The sequence below is a fragment of the Martinezella rhizogenes genome (assembly GCF_027460065.1).
In the GTDB taxonomy this organism is placed as follows: Bacteria; Pseudomonadota; Alphaproteobacteria; order Rhizobiales; family Rhizobiaceae; genus Agrobacterium; species Agrobacterium rhizogenes_C.
In genome coordinates this window covers 1-3,600 of the sequence record NZ_JAPYZZ010000045.1, presented here as the reverse complement: position 1 = coordinate 3,600, position 3,600 = coordinate 1, and the positions used below count along the sequence as shown (strand labels likewise).

Annotated in this window: 3 protein-coding genes and 1 pseudogene; all 4 read right to left on the bottom strand. The window is 55.5% G+C overall.

The features are described 5' to 3' along the window. Positions 1–249: pseudogene (locus O8B93_RS27780) on the bottom strand (ABC transporter permease); the annotation flags it as partial. Further along, on the bottom strand, positions 246–1,790 hold the full coding sequence (locus O8B93_RS27775) for a sugar ABC transporter ATP-binding protein (protein WP_269713097.1): 1,545 nt from the start codon (positions 1,788–1,790) through the stop codon (positions 246–248). The gene O8B93_RS27775 and the pseudogene O8B93_RS27780, both read right to left, overlap by 4 nt. A 203-nt stretch (positions 1,791–1,993) precedes the next feature. Continuing rightward, a complete protein-coding gene (locus O8B93_RS27770; RefSeq protein ID WP_269713098.1) occupies positions 1,994–2,980 on the bottom strand; it encodes a LacI family DNA-binding transcriptional regulator in 987 nt (328 codons plus the stop codon). Positions 2,981–3,035: 55 nt separating this feature from the next. Beyond that, on the bottom strand, positions 3,036–3,600 hold a 565-nt coding region (locus tag O8B93_RS27765), incomplete at its 5' end, for a Gfo/Idh/MocA family oxidoreductase (protein ID WP_269713096.1).

Sequence of the window (3,600 nt, the reverse complement as noted above, 5' to 3'; positions counted from 1 at the left end):
ATCGATGCCGCCGGTAATGATGACGTGCGTCACGCCCACCGCCAGGATACCGATCACCGAAACCTGGAGGATGATGATCGACAGCCGCTGTTGATTGGCAAGGAACGAATTGCCGACAAAGATCCAGCCGAGAACCTCGAATGTCAGGGCAATGCCAACCAGCACAACCAGCATCGACATCTCGCTCTGGAACTTCCTTTTCGGTGCACGCTTTTCCGCCACAGCCGTGGCTTCCGATGAAGTCGTCATTGGGCCGCAAGCTCCATGATCTTGACCTGATCAGCCTCGGCACGATCAAGAATGCCGGCGATACGTCCCTGACGCACCGTAACGACTCGATCGCTCATGCCCAGAACCTCCGGCAGTTCCGAGGAAATCATGATGACGGCGACACCTTCGCCGGCAAGTGTGGAGATCATACGGTGAATTTCCGCCTTGGCGCCGACATCAATACCCCGCGTCGGTTCGTCGAGAATGAGAATACGAGGCTTCGTCAGTAGCCAGCGCCCGATCAGAACCTTTTGCTGATTGCCGCCTGACAGGTTGATGATAGGCTCGTCCATGCTCGCCGTTTTGACGCGAAGTGACTCTCTCATAACCTCACATTCATCAGCGAGCCGTGTCTGCTCGACAAACCCATGGCGCACATACCTGTTGCGGAGCGCAGCCATTTGCATATTCGCCTGGATATCGAGAAGCAGAAAGCAGCCCGATTCCTTCCGGTCTTCCGTGAGAAAAGCTATGCCGTGCTCCATCGCAACGCTGGGCGACCGCACGTCAATACGCGCGCCCTTGATTTCGATCGTACCGGATGTTGCGGGAGTGACGCCGAAGATCGTCTCGGCAATATTCGAGCGTCCGGCGCCGACAAGCCCCGCAATGCCCAGAATTTCTCCCTCCCTCAAGTCGAAAGACACATCTTCAAACACGCCCGCCAGACATAAGTTTTTAACGCTGAGAACGACGTCACCGATCTTCGCCGGCATCTTCGGAAACATCTGCGAAATCTCACGGCCGACCATCATCCGAATGACCTCGTCACGGGTCAGTTCGCTGGCAGCTTTGGTCGCAATATGCTTCCCATCGCGGAATATTGAGACCTCGTCGGCGATCTCAAACAACTCATTCATCTTGTGCGTGATGTAGATGATGCCCTTGCCGCGTTCCCTGAGGGTTCGAATGATGCGGAAAAGGTGCTCGACTTCCCGCTCCGTAAGCGCCGAAGTCGGCTCGTCCATGATGAGCACATCCGATTCGTAAGAAACGGCCTTTGCGATCTCAACCATCTGTCGGCTTGCAACAGAGAGGTCACCCACACGTTCTTCCGGATCCAGATCGATGCCGAGCTCCAGAAATAGCTCTTCAGTCCTTTTGGCCAGTTCGTGGTGGTCGACCAATCCAAAGCGGTTTTTTGGCTCTCGCCTGATCCAAATGTTTTCCGCAACCGTCATGTGATTCATCAGGTTCAGCTCCTGGTGGATCATGGCGATGCCGTTATCCAACGCATCAAGCGGGCTACGAAGTCGAATGGGGAGCGAGTTCAAGAAGAACTCTCCGGCGTCCGGTGTATAAATTCCGGCAATGATCTTCATCAGAGTCGACTTACCAGCGCCGTTCTCACCCATCAGCGCGTGGACTGTGCCTCTTTTCAGACAGAAGGAGACATTATCCAGTGCGACGTTTCCCGAGAATTCCTTTCGAACATCTCGAACTTCCAACAAGTACTCAGCTACGGGAACAGCGCCGCTCTCACGCACGGCTTTGATAGTCGACGGGGATACCTTTTCCATATCGTGCTCCTCAATCCCGACCGCAGGAGACGTGCTGTGCGTCGCATGCTTTTATGTCAAAGAAAGCGGGTAATCCCATAGGACCTGCAGACGCCGATCGAGCGATGGGGCCTGTTTCGACAGTTATGCGTTTCATCTCGTGTTCCCCTTGTTTTTTGTTAAGCGGTTTTTCTGCCGCCAGACGCTGTATGTCAGCGCTGGATCTAAGCCGACTCTCGCAACTGCAGAGAGAAGGGCAGGATTATGTTTCTTGCCTCTGGCTGGTCGGTCTGACCCGACGAGATTAATTCGGCGATAGCCGGGCCAAAATCCAACGCCGGCACTCTCACGGTTGAAAGCCAGGGCGCGAGCCATTCGTTGAGGCGATTGTCATCGAACCCAAAGATGACAAGGTCCTCGGGTATGCTGAAGCTCTGCTCTATCGCAGCGCGATGCACCCCGTAGGCGATCATGTCATTTGCGCAGAAAATCGAATACTTCACCGAAGCATTCGCCAAAAGCGACCGCGCGCAGTCATATCCGGCCTGCATCGTGTAGGCGCACTCGAATTGACGCACATTTACCCCTTCTCCGAGACCCGCAAGGAACCCATCGAGACGAGCGGTGCTGCCCGAATAGTGCCTTGGTGCATGTATCGCCACGGGGTTGGCATATCCTCGCTGGACAAAGTATCGCCCCACGGAAAACCCGGCCTGAAAGTTGTCGATGCCGACATAGGGTGCAATTATACCCGACGCAGGCCGACGATTAACGAAAATGAGGTTACGGTGCTGCTCCACGAATTCGCGCAATCGCGGCGTATCAATTGCTCCCTGCAGGATAATCGCCCGTACGCGTAACCCCTGTGCGTGGGACAACAATCGATCTTGCTGAGCCGCTTTTTCACCCGTATTGGCGAGGACCATGGAAAGGCCGATTTCTTTAAGGGCGCTTTCCACGGAGACCGCAACATCCGCTGTAAAATGGTTTGTCGCGTCGGGAACCAACATCATGACGACGCGACTCTGTGATAGACGTAGAGACCTCCCAATCTCGGATGGTGTATAGCCAAGCGCTTTTGCCGCCCGCTGCACGCTCTCGATTTTGTGAGGCGACACCGCATCGGCTTTCCCGGAAAAATATCTCGAGACCGTCGCCGTTGACACACCTGAAAGGCGGGCGACGTCTCTAATAGTTGGGGGCTTTGCCATCGACATCAACCAAGTTTCTGTGGAGCCTTCACCAGAAAACCAACAAATTCGATTTCTACGCCGCCCTTTCGCCGAGAGCCGGCTCGACTTGTTCGATATTTTCCCAGGCACCGGTCTGTCCTGAGATGAGGATTGCCTCTGCGATGCGCTCGATCTGCACACCGTCTTTGAAGTCCGGCGAAGCCGAAGTCTTGTCGGCGATGGCTTTCAGGAAGTTGTACCATTCGATCGACTTGATATCGATGTAGCCCTGCCCCATGCCGGCAACCGGCCAGAGCTTGTCGCCGAACGGCTGGTTCGGACCGGAATAGATGGTGCGGAAGCCGAAGGCATCGGCCGGATCATCGGCAAAGGCGACGCGCAGCTCATTGAGGCGCTGATAATCGAAGGCGATCGAGCCCTTCGAGCCGTGGATCTCGAAGCCGAGCTGGTTATGATGACCCCAGGAATTACGCGTCACTTCAATCGTGCCATGCGCGCCGTTCGAGAATTTGATCATCGTCAGCGCGGTGTCATCGACATCGACCTTGCCCTTCTCCGTCGATGCAGCCCCGCTCGGACCAAAGAAGCGGCCGGCCGGCAGCGGACGCTCCGGGATGAAGGTCTTGACGATTGCGTTG